This is a genomic window from Algirhabdus cladophorae, from assembly GCF_044772865.1.
Classification (GTDB): Bacteria; Pseudomonadota; Alphaproteobacteria; order Rhodobacterales; family Rhodobacteraceae; genus Algirhabdus; species Algirhabdus cladophorae.
On the sequence record NZ_CP173029.1, the window covers coordinates 3,134,475 to 3,154,320 of the forward strand.

The following is a 19,846-nucleotide window of genomic DNA, read 5'->3' on the forward strand; positions in this document are numbered from 1 at the left end:
CAAAATCACTGACTCATTGTCATGAATATTTAATCAACTCGCCAATTTTGGGGAGGTCACAGGTAAATGCGTCAAAGTTTGATCATTTGGTTGCGCTAACACTTTAGTGGTTGCGCTAACTGTGCGGAACTGACCTGTTCAGCCTTATTTTCAACATGTTAAGAGTTGATCACAGCAAAGGGAGCCGACTTATTTTAGCGGCACATAAAGGAGACTGTGATGACATTTGGACGCGTAAACCCCCAACATCGGTTGGACGAGCAAGGGATCAGCGGCTTGGGAAATGTCTATTACAACTATCAAGAGGCAGACCTGATCGAAGAGGCGATCAAGCGTAACGAGGGCACTTTGGGCCAAGGTGGCGCGTTTTTGGTGAGCACCGGAAAGTTCACAGGCCGGTCTCCCAAGGACAAACATATCGTCAAAACCGACAGCGTTGCTGACACGATATGGTGGGACAACAACGCCCCGATGGAGCCTGCAAAGTTCGACGTCCTCTATGATGACATGGTCGAGCACATGAAAGGTCGCGACTACTTTGTTGAGGACCTGTTCGGCGGTGCTGATCCGGCGCAGCAACTGGATGTGCGCATGGTGACAGAACTGGCCTGGCACGGACTATTTATCCGTCACATGCTGCGCCGTCCGGATCGCGACGATCTCGACACTTTTGTGCCGGACTTTACGGTGATCAATTGCCCCTCGTTTCTAGCCGATCCAGAACGTCACGGCTGTCGGTCTGAAACTGTGATCGCCATGAACTTTGATCGCAAACTGATCTTGATTGGCGGCACCGAATACGCCGGTGAAAACAAGAAATCCGTCTTCACATTGCTCAATTACATCCTGCCCGGCAAAGGCATTATGCCGATGCACTGCTCGGCCAACCACGCCAACGGCAACCCTGTGGACACGGCTGTGTTTTTTGGCCTGTCGGGCACGGGCAAAACCACCCTGTCCGCCGATCCGGCACGCACATTGATTGGTGACGATGAACACGGCTGGTCCGATCGTGGCACCTTCAACTTTGAGGGCGGTTGCTACGCCAAAACCATCAAACTCTCTGCCGAGGCCGAGCCTGAGATTTTCGCCACGACCTCAAAATTCGGCACGGTCATTGAGAACATGGTGTTCGATCCCGAAACCAAAGAACTGGATTTCGAGGACGACAGCCTGACCGCCAACATGCGCTGCGCCTATCCGCTGCACTATATTAACAATGCGTCATCCTCGGCATTGGGTGGTCATCCCAAGAACATCATCATGCTGACGTGTGATGCCTTTGGTGTTTTGCCCCCCATCGCGCGGCTGACACCGGCGCAGGCGATGTATCACTTCCTGTCCGGGTTTACCTCCAAGGTTGCAGGCACTGAACGCGGTGTGACCGAACCGGAGCCCACGTTCAGCACATGTTTTGGCGCGCCCTTTATGCCACGCCGTCCTGAAGTCTATGGCAACCTGCTGCGCGACAAGATCGCCAAGCACGGCGCATCCTGCTGGTTGGTTAATACCGGCTGGACCGGTGGCGCCTATGGTACTGGGTCGCGCATGCCGATCCGTGCCACACGTGCGCTTTTGACAGCAGCCCTCGACGGCAGCCTGAACGAAACCACATTCCGCAAGGATCCAAACTTTGGTTTTGAAGTCCCAACAAAAGTGCTGGGCGTCGCAGATATTCTGCTGGACCCACGCCGCACATGGGAAGATGGGGCAGCTTATGACATTCAGGCAGAGAAGCTGGTGCAAATGTTTGCCGACAACTTTGGTCAATATGTCCCGCATATTGATGACGAAGTGAAGGCCTGTGCCATCGGCTAAACGGCTTTGGGCTAATGCACGCGCGTTAGCCCAACATGCCACGGCGCACCAAATTCAGCCCGGCAAACAACAAAACGACCAGAGTTATTTTGCGAAATGTCTCTTGGTCGACGCTGTCTTGGAATTTACTGCCCAGCCACATGCCCAAAACGGCCGGGGGAATCAGGCTAAGGGAATAGACAATTGTCTGCGCCCCTAGGACGCCTGAAAACAAATGTGCGACGAACAATAGAAATGCCCCGCCGCCATAGATCACACCCTGAACACGCATCTGTTCGGTCTTTTCCGTATTTAGCGCTGTGAGGAAGGCTACAGTCGGCGGCCCCCAAATCCCCGAAATACCACCCAAACCACCCGCCAAAACGCCAACACCGCGCTCGACCATAGGGCGCTGTTGCGGGGTGACATGAAAGCGTAGGCCGGAGATCTGCAAAATAACCAGTGCCGTGACTGGTATCCCGATGATCAGATAAAGCGCTGATGGTGTGATAAAGCGCACAGTTTGCGCCACGACAAATAGGGCGACCCCTCCATAGATGAGGTACGTTTTAAAGGACTTAATCGACGCCACGGCGGCCCCAATGCCTTGGCGAAAGGCCTGCATTCCGTTTGTTGCAAGCGTGGGCAGAATCAATCCCGCCAGTGCAATCTCGGGGCTGAGGACACTGCTAAGGGCCAACATAAAGACCGTGGGCATAGCGAATCCCACCATGCCTTTGATACAGCCGGCCACCAGTGCCACTGCAAGGGAGATCACAAAAACTGGGAGGGGCATTAAACCAAAGATGTCCATTTTAACGGCTTATCACCCTCGATAGCCCTGTGCAGAAAAAATTCAACGCGTAATTAAAAAACAAAAATGTCGCATATCGTGTATTTATGTTGCGCTGCAGGTGCGAAAGGATTATTTCGGTGTGAACCTCTATAAAGGACAGTGAATCATGGCCCATGACGGACAAGACATGCCTCTTTCTGCAACTGCAGTGATCCCATCCCTTCTGACCCTTACAGCTGAGGCGCTGGCCCCTGTCGAGGCGGTCTATGCCATTGCGCGGACCAAAGTGCGCGCGTTGGTGACATTGGACGGGCGTATCTCGAACGGGCTGGTGGAAGCCAACCAAACGGCGACCCATGGCTTTGCGTGGCTGGCGACTTATGTGGAATCCCTACGCCAGATGCAGAAGTGGGCTGAAAAGCTGGAGGCCGAAGGCAAGTTTGGTGAGGTCGAACAACTGATCCATCAAATCGCGTTCGGCGAATACCTGTGGCAGATGTATGGTGGCATCCCAATGAACCAAGGCGAAATTCTACGCCTTCAGGACATTGGTCTGGACCAGTCAGATATGTCCGCCCTCATGGCGCCCGCCGTAATGACACTGACCCAGACCGCCAACACCCAAGCAGCCCGCACGCGACTGGTCGAGTTGATGCAAGAACGCAGCGCCGAGATCACAGTGGGCGCGTCCGGTCTGGATGATGAGTTGGAAATGATCCGCGAGCAATTCCGCCGGTTCAGCATCGACAAGGTTGAACCCCACGCCCACGAATGGCACCTCAAGGACGAGTTGATCCCGATGGAAATCATCGACGAGATGGCCGAATTGGGTGTCTTTGGCCTGACCATCCCCGAGGAATACGGCGGCTTTGGCCTGTCCAAGGCCAGCATGTGTGTTGTGTCCGAGGAACTGTCGCGTGGCTATATTGGTGTCGGTTCGCTTGGCACACGTTCCGAGATTGCCGCCGAGTTAATCATCTGCGGTGGGACCGAGGAACAAAAACAACATTGGCTGCCTGGTCTGGCATCAGCCGAGATTTTGCCGACAGCCGTGTTTACGGAGCCCAACACAGGGTCTGACCTTGGCAGTCTGCGCACCCGCGCTATCAAGGAAGGCGACGACTACAAAATCACTGGCAATAAGACATGGATCACCCACGCGACACGCACCCAAGTAATGACGGTTCTTGCCCGCACGGATCCCGAGACATCCGATTACAAAGGGCTATCTATGTTCTTGGCCGAGAAAACGCCGGGGACCGAGGAAAACCCGTTTCCGACAGAAGGCATGACGGGCGGCGAGATCGAAGTGCTGGGCTATCGCGGCATGAAAGAATACGAATTGGCGTTCGACAACTTCCACGTGGACGGCAAAAACCTGTTGGGTGGGGAAGAGGGCAAAGGCTTTAAACAGCTGATGGAAACCTTCGAGAGTGCACGCATCCAAACCGCCGCTCGTGCCATTGGCGTGGCCCAATCCGCTTTGGACGTGGGTATGCAATACGCCATCGACCGCAAACAATTCGGCAAAAGCCTGATCAACTTCCCCCGTGTGTCGGGCAAGCTGGCCATGATGGCCGTCGAAATTATGATCGCCCGCCAGCTGACCTATTTCAGCGCCTTCGAGAAAGATGAAGAACGTCGCTGCGATATTGAAGCAGGGATGGCAAAATTGCTGGGCGCCCGCGTGGCTTGGGCTGCGGCGGATAATGCGTTGCAAATCCATGGCGGCAACGGTTTTGCGCTGGAATACAAAGTCAGCCGTATCCTATGTGATGCGCGGATCCTCAATATCTTTGAAGGGGCCGCCGAAATCCAAGCACAGGTTATTGCGCGACGGCTTCTGGGCTAAGACGCCCTGCCCACGATACCGAGATAAGCTCGCAATCAACGCCTTGGGTATACCCGAGGCGTTTTGCGTTATTGGCATGTTTATTGCAATTGGCCATCGCCGTGGCTTTGGCCATACCTGTTGATTTGTGTGACCACGCCCATCCATGGCCCCCCCATGGGCTGACAGCATAGGCTTTGGCACCGGGTCGCATCGCATAATCTTTGAACGCCTTGGCAGCCTTTGGGCTGAGGATGATAGCATCCTCACGCGGCGCGGCACCGTAATCCATCGTGGCAATAATTTTGCAGCCCTTGCCGCTGTCGCGGCAATGATCCAGTGCGCGCGCTGCAGCAAATTCGGGCGTCATGTAGTTGTCCGTCCAACCGTATGCTGTCCCCTCACCCACTGCAAAGGCACCAAAATGGCCCAACTTGGCCTTCCATTCGGCGTATGCCATTTGGGTGTCTTCCGGCAAGGCGGGCGTGTCGAGGACGTTTAATTTGGCCGGCATATTCAAGACCACTGGCCGAGGCTGATGGGTTGTCTCCTTGGCCGGAATTCCTGCTGCGGCAAAGGGCACCACGACGGCCAAAACGGCTGCTGCAGCTACCAAATCAAGGGGTGTTATATGTCGCGCTGATAGATCCATGGGCCTAAGGAACCGAATTTTTCGGGCAACAGTCCGGCCCAATCATGACTTTTTCTGGAAGAGCCTCCCCTGTTCATTGCTATGGATTAAAGTAATCTGCCCCCATGCGTATCTTTCTTCCCTTCGTTCTAATCCTGCTGTCTGGCTGTTTCAAAGATGAAACCATCAGCGGCTTTACTGACACCACCACGGTTTGGCAGTTGGTCGAAATCGATGGAAACCGCACGGAGGGACCAGTGACCTTGGAATTTCCAGAGGAAGGGCGGATCGCAGGCAAGGGCCCTTGCAATCGCTATTTCGCCAGCCAAACGGCCCCCTATCCATGGTTTGAGGTCAGCGCGATTGGCAGCACAAAAATGGCTTGCCCCAATCTGCGGGCCGAGGCCGCTTTTTTCAGCACGCTGCAGGCGATGACACTCATCGAAGTTTCAGGCGATACATTGCTTTTGTCCAATGATAGCGGCGGATCAATGGTCTTTGAGGCGCAAGAAGGCGTCTAGCAAGCGCGCGCGCGCCTCTGGGACAGCCCGATTGCCCAAGGATTTGGCCAACCCATTTGTCATGAAATACCCTGTGGTGTCCAACGCCCGGACGATTTCCAGCGTTGTGTCGTCGCCTTGCCCCAGCATGATCTGCGGTAGTGGCAGCATTTGCGTGGCCCATTTCCCCGCCCCAAGGCGCGACACAGCCCGACCGGATTTTGGCGAGACATAGATCAAATCGTCCATGGCCCCAGTAGCCGCACAGCACGACAGATCCAGCCCGTACCCAAGATCCTCTAGCAACGCCATTTCCCATTGCAGATAGGCCAGCGGCAGCACATCCAGATTGCCGATCAGATCCAACAGGTTGATCGACTTCTGGTACAGCATGTCGTGGGGTTCCCGTTCCGGCAGGGCAAACCCCAAAATGGCACAAATACCGTTGAGCGCTGCAAGAGACGTCCGATTGGCCATGGCAACGGCCGCGCGACTGCGCACAGGCTCAACGGAATAGCTGCCAATATGTTCATCCAGCCGGGCGCGCCATGCCACATCGATCTGTGCACCGGGTTGCAAAATTGGCGCCACCTTGCGGCTGGTTGCGCCCCGAACAACCCCCGCGTGACGTCCATGTTGGGCTGTGAACACGTCGATGATGGCCGCATTTTCGCCGTGACGGCGTACCGAAAGCAAAGCCCCCTGATCGCGCCATTCCACCATGCTAGGCCAGCCCCTCTTGATCCAGAAGGTGGCGACCGTGGCGGTCTTCCACTTCGATCACCCAAAGGTCACTGTCAAAACTGCACTGTTTGGCAATGGAGGCATCCACATCCGCCTCGCCCCCTTCGGCCAGCACGACCCAAGCCCGTTCACCGCTCATCAGGTCAAAACTACGCTGGTAACAACAGGCCTGACCATCCAGCGTGTTCATTTTGATCATGACAGCACCAGCGGTGGCATCGCCTTTTTGCACGACAAACGCAGGAATATCTGCCAGCCGCAAACGGGTCAGATAGGCATGCACCCAAAAGTCAGTGGTCAGACGTGTCATGGCTTTGCAGCCTCAACTATTGCCGTCTTTGAAATCAAGTCCCATTTCGGAATAGCGTTCGCTTTCTTCCAGCCAGTTTGGCCGCACTTTAACCTGCAAGAACAGATGCACCTTGCGGTCCAGAAAGGTTTCAAGCTCTTCCCGAGCGGCTTTGCCTACGGCTTTGATCGTCTCGCCTTTGTTGCCCAAAACGATGCCTTTGTGACCATCACGGATCACATAGATCAACTGATCGATCTTTACGGACCCGTCTTTGCGATCCTCCCAGCCTTCGGTCTCGACCGTCATTTGGTAGGGCAGTTCTTGGTGCAAGCGCAGGGTCAGTTTCTCGCGGGTCATTTCCGAGGCGATCATGCGCAAGGGCAGATCCGCGATTTGATCCTCGGGGTAGAGCAGCGGGCCTTCGGGCATTTTACTGGCGAGCCACTGCTTAAGATGCTCGGCACCATGGCCTTTTTCAGCCGAGATCATAAAGGTCTCGACAAAGGGAAATCGTTCATTCAAAGCCGCCGACAACCCCAGTAAAACATCCGATTGCACACGGTCGATTTTGTTGATGGCAAGGGCAATGTTTTGATCACCGGCACGGTCTTGAAGTCCCTCTAGAATGGCTTCAACGCCTTCGGTAATGCCGCGATGGGCCTCGACCATCAGTACCACCAGATCCGCGTCCGAAGCACCGGACCACGCCGCAGCGACCATAGCCCGATCCAAGCGTCTGCGGGGGCGAAACAAACCCGGGGTGTCAACAAAGACGATCTGGCTGTCGCCCTCCATCGCTACACCGCGAATACGCGCACGGGTCGTTTGTACCTTGTGGGTGACAATCGAAACCTTGGCACCAACCATTCGGTTCAACAGGGTCGACTTGCCTGCGTTCGGCTCGCCGATCAGGGCTACAAATCCGGCACGTGTCATAAAGTGGAAACCTTTTCCAACAAATCCTTGGCAGCCGCTTGTTCGGCCTGCCGTTTTGAGGGCGCTTTGGCCTTGGCTGTGTGCCCGTCTTCAAGCTGTGCCTCGATGGTGAACACCGGCGCATGGTCCGGACCGTCACGAGCCACTTCGACATAGGCGGGGGGCTTTTGACCGCGGGCCTGCGCCCATTCCTGCAAGGCCGTCTTGGGGTCGCGTGCGTCCGCTTCGACGGTTTGGATACGGGCCGCCCAGTGGCGCAAAATAACATCCCGCGCCGCCTCAAAACCCGCGTCTTGGTAGACGGCAGCAATCACGGCTTCCATAGCATCGGCCAGCAAGGCTTCCTTGCGACGGCCACCTGATATCATCTCGGACCGACCTAGTTTCAAGACATCGCCCAAGCCAATATCACGGGCCACAGCAGCACAGGTTTCCTTGCGCACCAGCGCGTTGAACCTTGGGGCCAACTGACCCTCGGAGGCCGATACATCGGCCTGCAACAGTGCCTCGGCCATCACCAAACCCAACACACGGTCGCCAAGAAATTCCTGACGCTGGTTGTCATCGCGGGTGGACGAGGACATGGACGAATGGGTCACGGCCCGCACAAGAATTGCGGGCGTCGTAAACTCATACCCAAGTCGCCCCTGAAAGGCCTTCAGTTCATTGCTCAGCTTCACTGAAGCCTCTTGAAGAAGCGATCCGTGCGCCACGTCCAGAAAAACAACATCGACTTGCCTGCAGATGAGAACATGACACGATCCGCACGGCCCACAAGGTATTCTGCAGGGACATAGCCAACGCCACCGAAGTTCTGCGGCACACGGCTGTCATTGGAATTGTCACGGTTGTCGCCCATGAAAAAGTAGTGCCCCAAAGGCACAGTGTAGACCGGGGTGTTGTCTGAACCTTGGGTCGCAATGTTCAGGATCGAATGGCTGCTGCCGCCGGGAAGTGTTTCGATGAAGGCCGATTTTTCGCACACAGCACCGTTGCCCACGGGCCCGTTTTCGCAACGTGGCTGAATGCGGCTGGGGCCTTGGGCCTCGAAGATTTCCGAGAATGTGCCGTTTGCCTCAACCTTGACCGCTGTTCCATTGAGATACAGACGGCCCTCTTTGACCTGCACTTTGTCGCCCGGAAGACCCACCAAACGCTTGATGAAATCCTGATTGTTCACGGGGTGGCGGAACACCACGATATCGCCGCGTTCAGGCTCGGATCCGAACAACCGCCCCGAGATCGGACAGATCGCAAACGGGCAGGAATACCGGCTATAGCCATAGGCCATTTTGTTTACAAAGACGAAATCCCCGATCAGGATCGTATCCTTCATCGAGCCTGACGGGATCCAAAACGGCTGGAAAAACAGCGTGCGAAACACACCTGCGATCAACAGGGCATAGACGACCGTTTTGATGGTCTCGCCAATTCCGTCTTTTTTCTCTTGGGCTGCGGCCATTGATATCGACTCCAAAAAGTTAAGGCTACATGCGGTTGTGCGGCTTTGGTGTCAAGGCAAGCCGCCGTGAGGGAGGGCGATTTTACGCGATTGGCCGCGCCTCGATGACGACAAAGGCCTGCGCCCATGGATGATCATCGGTCAGGGTGACATGGATTGTAGCCTCATGGCCTGCCGGGGTCATTTCCGCCAAACGTTCAGCCGCCCAACCCGTCACATGCATGATCGGCTGGCCCGTCCGCAGATTGGTCACAGACATGTCTTTCCACGAAATCCCCATAGCAAGGCCCGTGCCCAGCGCCTTGGAACATGCCTCCTTAGCCGCCCAGCGCTTGGCATAGGTGCCCGCCACGTCCTTGCGCCGTTCCGCTTTCTTTTGTTCGATTTCGGTGAATACACGGTTCTTGAAGCGCTCCCCAAAGCGGTCCAAAGTCCCTTGGATCCGCTCAATATTCGCAAGGTCCGTGCCGATGCCGAGGATCATTGCGTCTCGCCTTTGGCCTTTAGAACGTCGCGCGGACGCACGGGCGTAAAAGTCGCAACAGTCGTTCTGAGACGAAAACCTGTCCGAACCCGCTTATTTCTCACGGGCGGCGTCCATCACATCGCGCATCTTTTTGATCGCGCCTTCAAGGCCAAGGAACACGGCCTCGCCAATCAGGAAGTGACCGATGTTCAACTCAGCAACTTCCGGCAAGGCCGCAATCGGGGGAACGCAATCGTAGGTCAGGCCGTGGCCTGCGTGGACCTCTAGGCCAAGCGAATGGCCAAAGGTTGCCATGGCCGTCAGTTTGGCAAGTTCTATATCACGTTCTTCAAATCGCCCCTCGGCGTGGGCGTCGCAATAGGCGCCCGTGTGCAACTCGATCACTTCGGCTTGGATGCGGGCGGCGGATTCAATCTGCCTTTGGTCGGCGCCAATAAAGATCGACACGCGGCTGCCAGCCTCGCGCAGCGGCGCAATGAAATCCCCGATTTTGTTCTCGTCACGGGCTAGATCCAGCCCGCCTTCGGTTGTGCGTTCCTCGCGCTTTTCCGGCACGATGCACACAGCATGGGGGACGTGGCGCAGGGCAATCGCCTGCATCTCGTCCGTGGCGGCCATCTCGAAATTCAGCGGTATCGTCAATTGCTGCATCAGCGCGTCAATATCACTGTCGATCATATGACGGCGGTCTTCGCGCAGGTGCGCCGTGATGCCATCAGCGCCCGCCGCCGTCGCGATCTCAGCAGCACGCAGGGGATCGGGCAAGGCGCCGCCGCGCGCATTGCGCAGGGTTGCCACATGGTCGATGTTTACACCTAGGCGTTGCTTGTCAGGAAATGTCATAACCGACCCCTTTCTGGGTTTATTCGGACACGTCTTTTGGCTTTTTCACAGCCTTATCTTTCAGCGCAGCGATCTTGGCTTTCAAGACCCCTTTGCGGCGGTTTTGGTAGGCGCGGATCAGCGGTACGGACAGATAATACGCAAGCCAACCGATCAGAACACCGGGGAAGATCCCACCGATAAGGTAAGGATAGAACACTTCTTTGAAAAACACAGACCAATGCGACCAATCGGCGACCCGGTCGGTGAACAGCGCTGTGAAATTAAACCACAGATCGTGGCCTGCATCCGAGAACTTGCGCCCCAAACCATTGCCTTGCCCCGTGGGCCGCGTGCCCAGTAGGAAATGCCCGAACTGAAGGGACCCTGCCGCAATGAATACAAACGTCACCGGGTTGCCAAAGAATGTCGCCAGCAAGGCCGCAATAATGTTGCCCCGCATCAAAAACGCCAAAAACGCGGCCAGAAAGAAATGCAGCCCAAAAAACGGCGTGAACGTCACAAAAATTCCGGCAAAGATGCCACGGGCAATCCGTTCGGGGGGATCGGGCAAGCGACGCACACGGTGTTTGATATAGGAAAAAGCCCGAGCCCATCCGCCGCGCGGATAGATCAGATCGCGTGTGACTTGCCACAGCGATCTTTTATCTCGTCTTTTGAACACCCAAACGTCCCTTGTAATTTACGACAACATCAACCGAGACGGATCACGGAGCCGCTGCACATCCGCAACGTTCGTCTCGGCCTGTAGCACCATCATGACATTGTGCAAATGGGCCGAGTCGCGCAATTCGATATCTACGATCAATCGGTAATAATCTGGTTTACGATCCTCGAACCTCAAGTCCGAAATATTAGCTTTCTGTTCCCCGATCAACGTACAGATACGGCCCAAGACGCCTGCATCGTTGCTGATCGTTATCTCAACGCTTACGTCATATATGGGGTTGTGGGGGCCTTCATGCCAGTGCAGATCGACCCAACGTTCCGGTTGTTCTTCAAAACGTTCCAAATTGGCACAGTCAATGGCATGGACTGCCACGCCTTTGCCGCGCACCGTGATCCCGACCATCCGCTCGCCCGGGATCGGTTGGCAACACACTGCGCGGGTAAAAGACTGGCCTTCGGTCAAACCGATCACGGCGCGTTCTTTGGTGACCGCCTCGCCAACTGCATCCACCAGCTTGGGATAGAGCACCGCGATCACATCGCGGGTGGAAATTTCAGCAGAACCAAGATGTGCCAGAACATCCTGCGCATCTGCTAGGCCCAACTGATTTGCCGCAGTACTAAGGGCCTTTTCCGTGGCTGTTTTGCCAATATTGGAAAACCCTACGCGCGCCAGTTCCTGACCTAGTTTCACGAACCGCTCGCGATCCTCTTCGCGCAGGGCCTTGCGGATGGCGGATTTCGCTTTGCCTGTGACCGCAATATCGATCCAAGTGACCTGAGGCTTTTGGCCCTCGGCCGTGATGATCTCAACAGATTGGCCATTCTTGAGACGGGTCCACAATGGCACCCGCAAGCCATCCACTTTGGCACCAACGCAGGCGTGGCCAATACGTGTGTGAATGGCATAGGCAAAATCTATCGGGGTGCCACCACGGGGCAGTTTGAACACATCCCCTTTGGGCGTGAAGCAAAACACTTGGTCCGAATACATCTCTAGCTTGACAGCCTCGAGAAATTCGTCGTGATCATCTGCGGCGTCAAAGCGTTCGGTCAGGGTGGAGATCCACTGGAAGGGATCAACGGCAAAGGGGTTTTCGCTACGCACACCATCGCGATACGACCAATGGGCCGCGACCCCAGATTCCGCCACATCATGCATCTGCGTCGTTCTGATCTGAACCTCGACCCGCTTGCCGTCGCGTCCTGACACCGTGGTGTGAAGGCTGCGATACCCGTTCGACTTAGGCTGACTGATATAATCCTTGAACCGGCCCGGCACGGACCGCCAGCGTCTGTGGATCGTTCCCAGAACACGATAACAGTCTTCTTCGTTCTGGCAGATGATGCGGAAGCCATAGATGTCGGACAAACGGCTAAAGCTTTGGTCCTTTTCCTGCATCTTGCGCCAGATCGAATAGGGCTTTTTCGCGCGACCAAAAACATCAGCCTTCAGCCCTGCGGTTTTGAGCTCGGAAATCATATCGCCACTGATCTTGTGGATCACATCGCCAGTTTCGCGTTGCATCCGCACAAATCGGCGCATGATCGAGGCACGCCCTTCGGGATTGAGAACCTTGAACGCCAGATCCTCGAGCTCCTCACGCATCCATTGCATCCCCATGCGACCGGCCAAGGGGGCGTAGATATCCATGGTTTCGCGGGCTTTTTGCGCCTGCTTTTCGGGACGCATGGCACGAATGGTGCGCATGTTATGCAAGCGGTCCGCCAATTTGACCAAGATGACCCGCAAATCCTTGGACATCGCCATAAAGAGCTTGCGAAAATTCTCGGCTTGCTTGGTCTCGGTGGAATTGAGTTGGATGTTGGTCAACTTGGTCACACCATCGACCAGCTCGGCGATGTCGGCGCCAAAAAGATCAGCCACTTCGGTGTAGCTGGCGCGGGTGTCTTCGATGGTGTCGTGCAAAAGAGCCGTGATGATCGTGGCATCATCCAACCGCTGTTCGGTCAGAAGGGCGGCTACGGCGACGGGATGGGTGAAATAGGGTTCACCAGAATGACGGAACTGACCTTCATGCATCTGCCGTCCATAGGCAAAGGCGCGCTCGATCAGGGCTGCATCAGTTTCAGGGTTGTAGTTGCGGACAAGCTGAACAAGGTCATTCGCTTCGATCATCCGCAACCGTCCATGTTTGGCGAGAGAGCTTACTTAGGCTCTTGGGCTTCCATCAAAGCGCGCAACAATTTTTCCTCGGACATATCATCATCCGCAGGTTTGTCGGCCTCAGCACCCATGAGCAACGCCATGGCGTCTTCTTCGGGCTCATCAACCTCGATCTGGGTTTGATGGCTTTCGATCAAACGCTCGCGCAGTTCTTCGGCTGATTGTGTCTCGTCGGCGATCTCGCGAAGGGATACCACTGGATTTTTGTCGTTGTCGCGATCAACAGTGATTGGCGCACCACTGGATACTTCGCGGGCCCGATGGGCAGCCAACATAACCAGTTCGAACCGGTTTGGGACTTTATCAACGCAATCTTCTACCGTGACGCGGGCCATGAGAATCTCCATCAGACATGTAATAGGGGCCAGAGCGCGTTAAATAGGATGCAAAACCTGAATTGGCAAGGGGCTGTGGCTTAGGAACTACCTTCATTTTCAAGGGAAATTCGTTCTACCGCCGCAATTTCATCCACAGGCAGGGCCGCCAGCATTTGTGCAACGGTTACCCCAAGAACCGGATGATGCCATTCGGGGGCGACTTGCGCAAACGGGACCAAGACAAACGCGCGGTCCTGCAATCGAGGGTGAGGCAGGATCAGATCTGCTGGCACGCGGGCCTGTTGCGCCTCTAGGGACAGGTCGTGCCAATGTTCAAATTCGGTACGATTTGGCTGCACCTGTGCGCCCAAAGCCAACAGATCCAAATCCAAGCTGCGGGCATCCCAACGTGCTGCCCGTGTGCGACCAAAATCTGCCTCGATCCGGTGCAGCCCTGCCAACATATCCGCGGCCGAAAGGTTGGTCTGACAGGCCACAACCGCATTGGCGAAATCGGGACCCCTGCCCGCGGGAAAACATGGTGTTCTATAAATCGGGCTTTTGACCAAGGTTTCGCCTAAAACGTTGCCCAAAACAGCCATTGCCGAAACCACAGTTTGAACCGAATCTTGATCGTCCACGCCAAGGTTGCTTCCGAGGGCGATAAATGCGGTTTGTTGCGCTATATTACCTGACAAGGGTTGCGACCTTTCCAAAAAATACTTAATACCGACACGTTCGGCCGAAAATTTACACACTCACTCACGGACAACAACGGCTGGACACCCTAGGAAGGAAAATTAATGTTTTATCAAGGGGAGCGGCTTGCGCTGTTCATTGATGGATCGAACCTATACGCAGCCGCAAAGGCGCTAGGTTTTGACATCGACTATAAGCTGTTGCGCAAAGAATTCATGCGTCGCGGTAAACTCTTGCGGGCGTTCTATTACACAGCCCTACTAGAGAACGACGAATATTCCCCCATTCGCCCACTTGTGGACTGGTTGCATTACAACGGGTTCTCGATGGTGACGAAACCGGCCAAGGAATATACCGACAGCATGGGCCGCCGTAAGGTCAAGGGCAACATGGACATCGAATTGACTGTGGATGCTATGGAATTGGCACCGCATGTTGATCATATCGTGATCTTTTCAGGCGACGGCGATTTTCGTCCACTGATTGCGTCGATCCAACGCCAAGGCGTGCGCGTCTCTGTTGTATCGACTATTCGCAGCCAGCCACCGATGATCGCCGATGAACTGCGCCGTCAGGCTGATAACTTTATCGAGCTGGACGAATTGCGCGATGTCATCGGGCGTCCGCCACGCGAAATGCCCGAGGCGCCAGCGCCCAGCGAATTGGAAGAAACAGAATAAGTCGTCGCAAATTTGTTTTGTGAAAGACTTTGCAGCCGCTCTTGATCATAAGGGCGGCTGATTTTGTTTGGTCCCCCTATTAAGACCCAGAAAAAAATGTCCTGCGCCCCCTACCCCTTGGTCGCGCAGCATCCTAAACTTGGCCTGATACTACGAAAGGCGACACCCCATGACCAAACCTGCCTTGACGCTTTATATGGCAGCGCCGCGCGGCTTTTGCGCTGGCGTGGACCGCGCGATCAAAATTGTAGAGATGGCTTTGGAAAAATGGGGCGCGCCAGTCTATGTGCGCCACGAAATTGTTCACAACAAGTTTGTTGTCGATAACCTGCGCGACCAAGGCGCTGTTTTTATTGAAGAACTCACAGAGTGCCCTGATGACCGCCCGGTTATTTTCAGCGCCCATGGTGTGCCAAAATCCGTCCCTGCTGCCGCTGCCAAACGCGAGATGATCTATGTGGATGCCACCTGTCCCTTGGTCAGCAAGGTGCATATCGAGGCCCAGCGTCATTCCGAACGCGGCCTGCAAATGATCATGATCGGCCATGAGGGCCACCCAGAAACCGTCGGCACCATGGGCCAATTGCCTGACGGCGAGGTTTTGTTGGTAGAAACCGTTGAAGACGTCGCAACCGTTGAGGTGCGTGACCCGGACAAGCTGGCCTTTGTCACCCAGACCACGCTGTCAGTGGATGACACTATCGATATTGTCGCGGCCCTGAATGCCCGTTTCCCCGCCATCGTTGGCCCACATAAAGAAGACATCTGCTACGCCACGACAAACCGCCAAGAAGCCGTCAAAGCTATGGCCCCGAAATGCGACGCAATGCTGGTTGTTGGCGCGCCGAACTCATCAAACTCAAAACGTTTGGTCGAAGTGGGCGCGCGCGCCGGATGCAAATATAGCCAGTTGGTCCAGCGCGGCACCGATATCGACTGGCGCGCCTTGGACGGGATCCGCTCGATTGGGATCACCGCAGGAGCCTCTGCACCAGAGGTTTTGATCAACGAAGTCGTCGACGCGTTCAAGGACCGGTTCAATGTGACTGTCGAACATGTGGTCACAGCCGAAGAAAACGTCGAATTCAAAGTGCCGCGCGTCTTGCGTGAGGCCACCGCATGACCTGGCACTTTCTGATCACAGCCTTTGTCGTCGTGATCGCGCCCGGTACAGGCGTGCTTTATACCCTTGCGTTGGGATTGGGCCAAGGCCGCCGCGCCGCCATTTGTGCAGCCTTCGGGTGCACCTTCGGCATCGTGCCGCACCTTTTGGCGGCAACACTGGGATTGGCGGCTGTGCTGCACACTTCTGCCTTGCTGTTTAACGTGGTGAAATTTGCGGGTGTGGCCTATTTGCTGTGGCTGGCCTACAGCGCATTGCGCCAAGACGGAGCCCTCACAATCCGCAGCACCGCCACACGCGACAGCGCCTTGCGAATTGCCAAACGCGGCGCTTTGATCAACATCCTCAACCCAAAGCTATCCATCTTTTTCCTCGCTCTCTTGCCGCCGTTTCTGTCTGGCAACCCCGCAACGGCGACACTTGAAATGATCGGACTGGGCAGCGTGTTCATGGTCATGACCTTTGCAGTGTTCGTCATTTACGGGGTTTTTGCAGCTTCTGTTCGGGACTGGTTCCTAACCTCTGAGGCGGCGATGAAATGGCTCAACCGCAGCTTTGCGGCTGTCTTTGCTGCCCTTGCCGCAAAATTGGCCGTCGAACGCTCATGAGCGACTACATCGAATTTGAAGGCCATATCGTTGCGATGGAATGGGGCAAAAACACCTATACCGTTTTGCCTATTCCCCCTGATGTCGTCGCAGCGCTTGGCAAAACCAAACGCGTCGAGGGCGAGATCAACGACCATCTGGTCAATTTAGCCCTGACCAAAGCCCCCGTGATCGAGGGCGTATTTGTCTATACCGGCAAAGCCTTTTTGGCGCGTTTGGATATTGATCCCAGCCAACCGATAGGGTGCCGCCTACGACCTGCTCCGGACGATCTGGTCGAGACACCCACCGATGTGATGGTCGCGGTGAATGCTGCAGGCCTAAGCGCCCAATGGGCCGCTCTGACGTCAGGAAAACAGCGGGGGCTGTTACATCAGATCGAGAGCGCCAAACGCGCGCAAACCCGGCAAAAACGTATCGCGGCCCTCATAAGCGAGCTTGGGACATGATGGGCATCCCAAAATCTGCGCTTTTTCTGGGGCTCGCTGGGCTAATCCCCTTTGTCTGGGGGGCGATGACGATCATGTCCCCTGATCTGGCCCAATGGGGCATTCGCACCTTTGGACCGCGTTTTATCGGCCCCTATGTGCAGCTCTTTTATGGCGCGATTATCCTGTCGTTTATGTCTGGCGTTTTGTGGGGCTTTGCCACCAAGGCCGAGGGCATCGTCGCAACCACGGGCTACGTCTTATCTGTTCTTCCCGCACTCTGGGCGTTTTTCATGACGGGCGGCGGACCCACCAGCGCAGCCATCAGTCTGATCACAGGCTTTGTTGGGCTGCTGGGATTGGACTGGCTGTTTTGGACGCAAAGGCTGGCCCCCCGTTGGTGGATGAAATTGCGGATTTTGCTGACGGCCATTGTGGTGATTTGTCTGAGCATAGGGGTTCTATGAAATATGAGTGATGAGGAAACCATAGGGGTCTATAACACCCGCGTCGGGGAATATGTCACAGCCTTCACCAAAGGCACTCAAGATGATGATCTGATCGCCTTCATTGCAAAAATGCCTAAAGGGGCGACCGTACTGGATCTGGGCTGTGGTCCAGCAGCAGCCTCTGCCCATATGCGCGCGGCAGGCCTGAAGCCTGATCCTGTGGATGCCTCGGTTGAAATGGTGCGTTTCGCCAATGAAACACACGATATTGGGGCCCGTGTTGGTCGGTTCGAAGATATCGTGGAGGGGGCCGTTTATGATGGTGTTTGGGCAAACTTTAGCCTGCTGCATGCCCCACGCGCGCAAATGCCAAACCACTTGGAGGCCCTTCACAGGGCGCTCAAACCGCAGGGCCTCTTGCATTTGGGACTGAAACTTGGCGAGGACGCCGGGCGCGACAAAATTGGCCGGTTTTATACGTACTACACAGAACCCGAGTTGGAGGCCTTGTTGGACGCAGCCGGGTTCAAAATCACCCATAGCCGAACAGACGCCGCAGCCGGAATGGCAGGCACTGTTGATCCCTTTATCATTTTGCACGCGGTGAAATCCTGATGCCCCAAATCTACGCCTATACCGATGGGGCCTGCAGCGGCAATCCGGGCCCCGGTGGCTGGGGTGCTTTGCTGATCGCCAAAGACGGCGAAGCTGTGCTGAAAACCCGCGAACTCAAGGGCGGCGAGCCCGACACGACAAACAACCGAATGGAACTTTTGGCCGCAATCAATGCGCTAGAAACCCTCGAAAAACCCAGTCAAGTCACGGTGATCACTGACAGCGCCTATGTCAAAGGCGGGATCACGGAATGGATCTTTGGCTGGAAACGACGTGGTTGGAAAACTTCCACCAAAAAGCCCGTGAAAAACGAAGATCTGTGGCGCAGGCTCGATGAGGCCACGCAACGTCACAGCGTTCAATGGGAATGGGTCAAAGGCCACGCCGGTCACCCGGAAAACGAAAAAGCCGATAAACTGGCCCGGGCCGGAATGGCGCCTTTCAAACCCTAGGCTGTTTCTTTGTTAAAACATCAGCACCATGTGCATGGGGCCGCCACCCGCGTGGCGGCCCCTTTGGCGACCGCGTCAGCGGGCGCAAATCCTATTGCAAATCACCAAAAGCTGCCTGCATGCGCGCCACGGCATCCTCAATGACTGACCGCGGTGCAGCAATGTTAAACCGAAGGAAATCATCCCCGCCCTTGCCAAAGGTCGGACCATGATTGACCGCAATCTTAGCTGTGGTTTGCACACGATCTGTAAATTCATCACGTCCCATACCAGTTCCAGAAAAATCCACCCAGGCTAAATACGTGGCTTCCAGCTCCATAGATTTCAAACCCGGAATTGCATTGATCCCCGCATCAAAAATCCTCCGGTTTTCCTCTAGATACGCCACCATATCATCCACCCATTCCGCGCCTTCAGGCGAATAGGCCGCTGTGGCCATTTCAACCCCAAAGCTGTTGGGTGAAATCCCCAGCGCCATCATGCGTTTGGTAAATTTGGCGCGCAGTGCGGGATCTTCGATGATCACATTACCCGAATGCGAGCCCGCAATATTAAACGTCTTGGTCGAGGCCGTCATCATCACCAAGCGATCTGTGAGTGTCGAATCAACCAAGGGCATCACTGTGTGCGTGGCACCACCAAAAACCAGATCATGATGGATCTCGTCACTGACCAAAATCAAATCGTGTCGCTTGGCAAAATCAGCGACACCTTGCAGCTCCTCCCGTGTCCAAACGCGGCCACCGGGATTATGCGGCGAACACAAGACAACCATGGTCTCATTCCCGGTCATTGCCGCATCATAAGCTTCAAAGTCCATGGTCAAACGTCCATCGTCATTGACCAATTCCATCTCTACAACCTCGCGATCATTGGCACGGATCACCTTGGCAAAGGCGTGATAAACTGGCGTGAACAAAACCACGCCGTCGCCGGGTTTGGTGAAGGTGTCGACACACATAGATGTGCCATTGACCAATCCATGTGTGGTGAAAATCCAATCAGCCTCGATAGCCCAACCGTGACGATGCTGCATCCACCATGCAATCGCGGCGTTGTAGGCCGAAAAATCACCCATGTAGCCATAAACGCCATGATCCTGCATCGCGCTCACAGCGTCCTGCACACATTGGGGCGGGGCAAAATCCATGTCTGCCACCCACATCGCAATCCCGTCGTCTGGTGACACGCCATAAAGCGCCTCCATCCGGTCCCATTTGGAACTTTTCGTGCCGCGACGGTCGATTACGGTATCAAATGACATGCTGTGGTCTCCTTGGCTTGCACCCGTAAAGCTAG

Annotated in this window: 24 protein-coding genes; 10 read left to right on the forward strand and 14 right to left on the reverse strand. The window is 55.4% G+C overall.

The genetic code is table 11. The features are described from left to right. Positions 1–219: 219 nt before the first annotated feature. Positions 220–1,818: a phosphoenolpyruvate carboxykinase gene (locus tag ACIRQ6_RS15160; RefSeq protein ID WP_420861439.1), complete on the forward strand. Its 1,599-nt coding sequence runs from the start codon at positions 220–222 to the stop codon at positions 1,816–1,818. A 25-nt stretch (positions 1,819–1,843) separates the two neighbouring features. Here the strand turns inward: ACIRQ6_RS15160 and ACIRQ6_RS15165 are convergent, their stop codons facing one another. Continuing rightward, positions 1,844–2,593 carry a sulfite exporter TauE/SafE family protein gene (locus ACIRQ6_RS15165; RefSeq protein WP_420861440.1) on the reverse strand — a complete coding sequence of 250 codons (750 nt, stop codon included), beginning with the start codon at positions 2,591–2,593 and terminating at the stop codon, positions 1,844–1,846. A gap of 166 nt (positions 2,594–2,759) precedes the next feature. On the opposite strand from ACIRQ6_RS15165, the gene ACIRQ6_RS15170 reads away from it, so the two are divergent. After that, positions 2,760–4,445 (forward strand): acyl-CoA dehydrogenase family protein, encoded by a 1,686-nt coding sequence (locus ACIRQ6_RS15170; RefSeq protein ID WP_420861441.1) that lies wholly within the window; start codon positions 2,760–2,762, stop codon positions 4,443–4,445. Here the strand turns inward: ACIRQ6_RS15170 and ACIRQ6_RS15175 are convergent. After that, a complete protein-coding gene (locus tag ACIRQ6_RS15175) occupies positions 4,420–5,076 on the reverse strand; it encodes a DUF4189 domain-containing protein (RefSeq protein WP_420861442.1) in 657 nt (218 codons plus the stop codon). The genes ACIRQ6_RS15170 and ACIRQ6_RS15175 overlap by 26 nt on opposite strands. Before the next feature lie 104 nt (positions 5,077–5,180). Here ACIRQ6_RS15175 and ACIRQ6_RS15180 point away from each other — a divergent pair, with 104 nt between their 5' ends. Continuing rightward, positions 5,181–5,576: an META domain-containing protein gene (locus tag ACIRQ6_RS15180; protein ID WP_420861443.1), complete on the forward strand. Its 396-nt coding sequence runs from the start codon at positions 5,181–5,183 to the stop codon at positions 5,574–5,576. On the opposite strand, the gene recO is transcribed toward ACIRQ6_RS15180, so the two are convergent. The 11 genes from recO to folK form a co-directional block, all read right to left on the reverse strand. Beyond that, positions 5,544–6,275, reverse strand: a complete 732-nt coding sequence (recO, locus tag ACIRQ6_RS15185; protein ID WP_420863917.1) for a DNA repair protein RecO — start codon at positions 6,273–6,275, stop codon at positions 5,544–5,546. The two genes, ACIRQ6_RS15180 and recO, sit on opposite strands and share 33 nt — an antisense overlap. Positions 6,276–6,279: 4 nt before the next feature. After that, positions 6,280–6,609, reverse strand: coding sequence for a DUF1491 family protein (locus ACIRQ6_RS15190; protein ID WP_420861444.1), 330 nt, complete (start codon positions 6,607–6,609; stop codon positions 6,280–6,282). 12 nt (positions 6,610–6,621) lie between these two features. After that, a complete protein-coding gene (gene era, locus ACIRQ6_RS15195; RefSeq protein ID WP_420861445.1) occupies positions 6,622–7,527 on the reverse strand; it encodes a GTPase Era in 906 nt (301 codons plus the stop codon). After that, on the reverse strand, positions 7,524–8,207 hold the full coding sequence (gene rnc / locus ACIRQ6_RS15200) for a ribonuclease III (RefSeq protein WP_420861446.1): 684 nt from the start codon (positions 8,205–8,207) through the stop codon (positions 7,524–7,526). Before rnc ends, era begins: the two co-directional genes overlap by 4 nt. Next, complete coding sequence (lepB, locus tag ACIRQ6_RS15205; RefSeq protein ID WP_420861447.1) at positions 8,204–8,989, reverse strand: signal peptidase I; 786 nt, start codon at positions 8,987–8,989, stop codon at positions 8,204–8,206. The genes rnc and lepB overlap by 4 nt, the downstream gene beginning before the upstream one ends. Positions 8,990–9,071: 82 nt before the next feature. Then, positions 9,072–9,473 carry a holo-ACP synthase gene (gene acpS / locus ACIRQ6_RS15210; RefSeq protein WP_420861448.1) on the reverse strand — a complete coding sequence of 134 codons (402 nt, stop codon included), beginning with the start codon at positions 9,471–9,473 and terminating at the stop codon, positions 9,072–9,074. Positions 9,474–9,566: 93 nt separating this feature from the next. Next, a complete protein-coding gene (locus ACIRQ6_RS15215; protein WP_420861449.1) occupies positions 9,567–10,319 on the reverse strand; it encodes a pyridoxine 5'-phosphate synthase in 753 nt (250 codons plus the stop codon). Between the two features lie 19 nt (positions 10,320–10,338). Then, positions 10,339–10,983 carry a DUF2062 domain-containing protein gene (locus tag ACIRQ6_RS15220; protein ID WP_420861450.1) on the reverse strand — a complete coding sequence of 215 codons (645 nt, stop codon included), beginning with the start codon at positions 10,981–10,983 and terminating at the stop codon, positions 10,339–10,341. Between the two features lie 18 nt (positions 10,984–11,001). Further along, complete coding sequence (locus ACIRQ6_RS15225; protein WP_420861451.1) at positions 11,002–13,128, reverse strand: RelA/SpoT family protein; 2,127 nt, start codon at positions 13,126–13,128, stop codon at positions 11,002–11,004. A 29-nt stretch (positions 13,129–13,157) separates the two neighbouring features. After that, positions 13,158–13,511, reverse strand: coding sequence for a DNA-directed RNA polymerase subunit omega (gene rpoZ, locus ACIRQ6_RS15230; RefSeq protein ID WP_420861452.1), 354 nt, complete (start codon positions 13,509–13,511; stop codon positions 13,158–13,160). A gap of 80 nt (positions 13,512–13,591) precedes the next feature. Continuing rightward, a complete protein-coding gene (gene folK, locus ACIRQ6_RS15235) occupies positions 13,592–14,209 on the reverse strand; it encodes a 2-amino-4-hydroxy-6-hydroxymethyldihydropteridine diphosphokinase (RefSeq protein ID WP_420863918.1) in 618 nt (205 codons plus the stop codon). An 87-nt stretch (positions 14,210–14,296) separates the two neighbouring features. Between folK and ACIRQ6_RS15240 the strand changes: the two genes are divergently transcribed. The 7 genes from ACIRQ6_RS15240 to rnhA all read left to right on the forward strand — a co-directional run bounded on the left by ACIRQ6_RS15240 (position 14,297) and on the right by rnhA (position 18,547). Then, entirely contained in the window at positions 14,297–14,872 is a 576-nt protein-coding gene (locus ACIRQ6_RS15240; protein ID WP_420861453.1) for an NYN domain-containing protein, read from the forward strand. 169 nt (positions 14,873–15,041) lie between these two features. Continuing rightward, positions 15,042–15,995, forward strand: coding sequence for a 4-hydroxy-3-methylbut-2-enyl diphosphate reductase (ispH, locus tag ACIRQ6_RS15245; protein ID WP_420861454.1), 954 nt, complete (start codon positions 15,042–15,044; stop codon positions 15,993–15,995). After that, on the forward strand, positions 15,992–16,603 hold the full coding sequence (locus ACIRQ6_RS15250; RefSeq protein WP_420861455.1) for a LysE family translocator: 612 nt from the start codon (positions 15,992–15,994) through the stop codon (positions 16,601–16,603). The genes ispH and ACIRQ6_RS15250 overlap by 4 nt, the downstream gene beginning before the upstream one ends. Beyond that, positions 16,600–17,052 (forward strand): YdeI/OmpD-associated family protein, encoded by a 453-nt coding sequence (locus ACIRQ6_RS15255; RefSeq protein ID WP_420861456.1) that lies wholly within the window; start codon positions 16,600–16,602, stop codon positions 17,050–17,052. Before ACIRQ6_RS15250 ends, ACIRQ6_RS15255 begins: the two co-directional genes overlap by 4 nt. Then, entirely contained in the window at positions 17,049–17,498 is a 450-nt protein-coding gene (locus tag ACIRQ6_RS15260) for a DUF3429 domain-containing protein (RefSeq protein ID WP_420861457.1), read from the forward strand. Before ACIRQ6_RS15255 ends, ACIRQ6_RS15260 begins: the two co-directional genes overlap by 4 nt. Before the next feature lie 3 nt (positions 17,499–17,501). Next, entirely contained in the window at positions 17,502–18,095 is a 594-nt protein-coding gene (locus ACIRQ6_RS15265) for a class I SAM-dependent methyltransferase (RefSeq protein WP_420861458.1), read from the forward strand. Further along, the gene (rnhA, locus tag ACIRQ6_RS15270; protein WP_420861459.1) at positions 18,095–18,547 is read left to right on the forward strand and encodes a ribonuclease HI; all 453 of its coding nucleotides are present in this window, start codon (positions 18,095–18,097) and stop codon (positions 18,545–18,547) included. The genes ACIRQ6_RS15265 and rnhA overlap by 1 nt, the downstream gene beginning before the upstream one ends. Positions 18,548–18,638: 91 nt before the next feature. Here rnhA and ACIRQ6_RS15275 read toward each other — a convergent pair whose 3' ends face one another. Beyond that, positions 18,639–19,811 (reverse strand): MalY/PatB family protein, encoded by a 1,173-nt coding sequence (locus ACIRQ6_RS15275; protein WP_420861460.1) that lies wholly within the window; start codon positions 19,809–19,811, stop codon positions 18,639–18,641. Positions 19,812–19,846 lie beyond the last annotated feature (35 nt).

Bases quoted from the DNA above. Each gene is read 5' to 3' on its own strand.
- ACIRQ6_RS15225 (WP_420861451.1), bottom strand. From the start codon at position 13,128: ATGATCGAAGCGAATGACCTTGTTCAGCTTGTCCGCAACTACAACCCT.
- ACIRQ6_RS15160 (WP_420861439.1), top strand. From the start codon at position 220: ATGACATTTGGACGCGTAAACCCCCAACATCGGTTGGACGAGCAAGGG.
- ACIRQ6_RS15165 (WP_420861440.1), bottom strand. From the start codon at position 2,593: ATGCCCCTCCCAGTTTTTGTGATCTCCCTTGCAGTGGCACTGGTGGCC.
- ACIRQ6_RS15250 (WP_420861455.1), top strand. From the start codon at position 15,992: ATGACCTGGCACTTTCTGATCACAGCCTTTGTCGTCGTGATCGCGCCC.
- rnhA (WP_420861459.1), top strand. From the start codon at position 18,095: ATGCCCCAAATCTACGCCTATACCGATGGGGCCTGCAGCGGCAATCCG.
- acpS (WP_420861448.1), bottom strand. From the start codon at position 9,473: ATGATCCTCGGCATCGGCACGGACCTTGCGAATATTGAGCGGATCCAA.
- rpoZ (WP_420861452.1), bottom strand. From the start codon at position 13,511: ATGGCCCGCGTCACGGTAGAAGATTGCGTTGATAAAGTCCCAAACCGG.
- era (WP_420861445.1), bottom strand. From the start codon at position 7,527: ATGACACGTGCCGGATTTGTAGCCCTGATCGGCGAGCCGAACGCAGGC.
- ACIRQ6_RS15275 (WP_420861460.1), bottom strand. From the start codon at position 19,811: ATGTCATTTGATACCGTAATCGACCGTCGCGGCACGAAAAGTTCCAAA.
- ACIRQ6_RS15180 (WP_420861443.1), top strand. From the start codon at position 5,181: ATGCGTATCTTTCTTCCCTTCGTTCTAATCCTGCTGTCTGGCTGTTTC.
- ACIRQ6_RS15190 (WP_420861444.1), bottom strand. From the start codon at position 6,609: ATGACACGTCTGACCACTGACTTTTGGGTGCATGCCTATCTGACCCGT.
- ACIRQ6_RS15175 (WP_420861442.1), bottom strand. From the start codon at position 5,076: ATGGATCTATCAGCGCGACATATAACACCCCTTGATTTGGTAGCTGCA.
- ACIRQ6_RS15260 (WP_420861457.1), top strand. From the start codon at position 17,049: ATGATGGGCATCCCAAAATCTGCGCTTTTTCTGGGGCTCGCTGGGCTA.
- ispH (WP_420861454.1), top strand. From the start codon at position 15,042: ATGACCAAACCTGCCTTGACGCTTTATATGGCAGCGCCGCGCGGCTTT.
- ACIRQ6_RS15265 (WP_420861458.1), top strand. From the start codon at position 17,502: ATGAGTGATGAGGAAACCATAGGGGTCTATAACACCCGCGTCGGGGAA.
- ACIRQ6_RS15255 (WP_420861456.1), top strand. From the start codon at position 16,600: ATGAGCGACTACATCGAATTTGAAGGCCATATCGTTGCGATGGAATGG.
- ACIRQ6_RS15240 (WP_420861453.1), top strand. From the start codon at position 14,297: ATGTTTTATCAAGGGGAGCGGCTTGCGCTGTTCATTGATGGATCGAAC.
- ACIRQ6_RS15215 (WP_420861449.1), bottom strand. From the start codon at position 10,319: ATGACATTTCCTGACAAGCAACGCCTAGGTGTAAACATCGACCATGTG.
- lepB (WP_420861447.1), bottom strand. From the start codon at position 8,989: ATGGCCGCAGCCCAAGAGAAAAAAGACGGAATTGGCGAGACCATCAAA.
- ACIRQ6_RS15170 (WP_420861441.1), top strand. From the start codon at position 2,760: ATGGCCCATGACGGACAAGACATGCCTCTTTCTGCAACTGCAGTGATC.